This window comes from Dellaglioa sp. CoH-56-MRSF-10 (assembly GCF_056782175.1).
In genome coordinates this window covers 3,396-5,181 of sequence record NZ_JBXAYF010000012.1, presented here as the reverse complement: position 1 = coordinate 5,181, position 1,786 = coordinate 3,396, and the positions used below count along the sequence as shown (strand labels likewise).

1 rRNA gene is annotated in these 1,786 nt (G+C 48.5%); it reads left to right on the top strand.

The features are described from left to right. Positions 1-170: 170 nt before the first annotated feature. Positions 171-1,731: ribosomal RNA gene (locus AC1RP4_RS07515) — 16S ribosomal RNA — on the top strand. The last annotated feature ends 55 nt before the right edge of the window (positions 1,732-1,786 follow it).

The window sequence follows — 1,786 nt, the reverse complement described above, 5'->3', positions numbered from 1 at the left end:
TTGATATGATATAAAAGTTGTCAAAAGCAACCAAGTAGATCTTTGAAAACTGAACAAATTTTCGACAAATCAAATGTGTAGGGTCTCTTAACTAAGAGTTAAGAGCAAACATTTGCGAAGTCAATTCGCTAGTTTCAAAAAGTAACAAAACAATAAGAGCAATCAACTTTTTATATGAGAGTTTGATCCTGGCTCAGGATGAACGCTGGCGGCGTGCCTAATACATGCAAGTCGAACGCATTATCTTCACCGAGTGCTTGCACTCACCGAAGATAATGAGTGGCGAACGGGTGAGTAACACGTGGGTAACCTGCCCAAAAGAGGGGGATAACACTTGGAAACAGGTGCTAATACCGCATAATTTGTTAAACCGCATGGTTTGATAATGAAAGACGGCGTAAGCTGTCACTTTTGGATGGACCCGCGGCGTATTAGCTAGTTGGTGAGGTAAAGGCCCACCAAGGCAATGATACGTAGCCGACCTGAGAGGGTGATCGGCCACATTGGGACTGAGACACGGCCCAAACTCCTACGGGAGGCAGCAGTAGGGAATCTTCCACAATGGACGAAAGTCTGATGGAGCAACGCCGCGTGAGTGAAGAAGGTTTTCGGATCGTAAAGCTCTGTTGTTAGAGAAGAATGTAGGTAAGAGTAACTGTTTACCTAGTGACGGTATCTAACCAGAAAGCCACGGCTAACTACGTGCCAGCAGCCGCGGTAATACGTAGGTGGCAAGCGTTATCCGGATTTATTGGGCGTAAAGCGAACGCAGGCGGTTTTTTAAGTCTGATGTGAAAGCCTTCGGCTCAACCGAAGAAATGCATTGGAAACTGGATAACTTGAGTGCAGAAGAGGAGAGTGGAACACCATGTGTAGCGGTGAAATGCGTAGATATATGGTAGAACACCAGTGGCGAAAGCGGCTCTCTGGTCTGTAACTGACGCTGAGGTTCGAAAGCATGGGTAGCAAACAGGATTAGATACCCTGGTAGTCCATGCCGTAAACGATGAGTGCTAAGTGTTGGAGGGTTTCCGCCCTTCAGTGCTGCAGCTAACGCATTAAGCACTCCGCCTGGGGAGTACGACCGCAAGGTTGAAACTCAAAGGAATTGACGGGGGCCCGCACAAGCGGTGGAGCATGTGGTTTAATTCGAAGCAACGCGAAGAACCTTACCAGGTCTTGACATCTTCTGACAAACCTAGAGATAGGCCGTTCCCTTCGGGGACAGAATGACAGGTGGTGCATGGTTGTCGTCAGCTCGTGTCGTGAGATGTTGGGTTAAGTCCCGCAACGAGCGCAACCCTTATTATTAGTTGCCAGCATTTAGTTGGGCACTCTAATGAGACTGCCGGTGACAAACCGGAGGAAGGTGGGGATGACGTCAAATCATCATGCCCCTTATGACCTGGGCTACACACGTGCTACAATGGACGGTACAACGAGTTGCGAGACCGCGAGGTTAAGCTAATCTCTTAAAGCCGTTCTCAGTTCGGATTGTAGGCTGCAACTCGCCTACATGAAGTTGGAATCGCTAGTAATCGCGGATCAGAATGCCGCGGTGAATACGTTCCCGGGCCTTGTACACACCGCCCGTCACACCATGAGAGTTTGTAACACCCAAAGCCGGTGAGGTAACCTTTTAGGAGCCAGCCGTCTAAGGTGGGACAGATGATTAGGGTGAAGTCGTAACAAGGTAGCCGTAGGAGAACCTGCGGCTGGATCACCTCCTTTCTAAGGAATATTACGGAAACCTACACACTTGTCGAAAATTTGTTTAGTTTTGAGG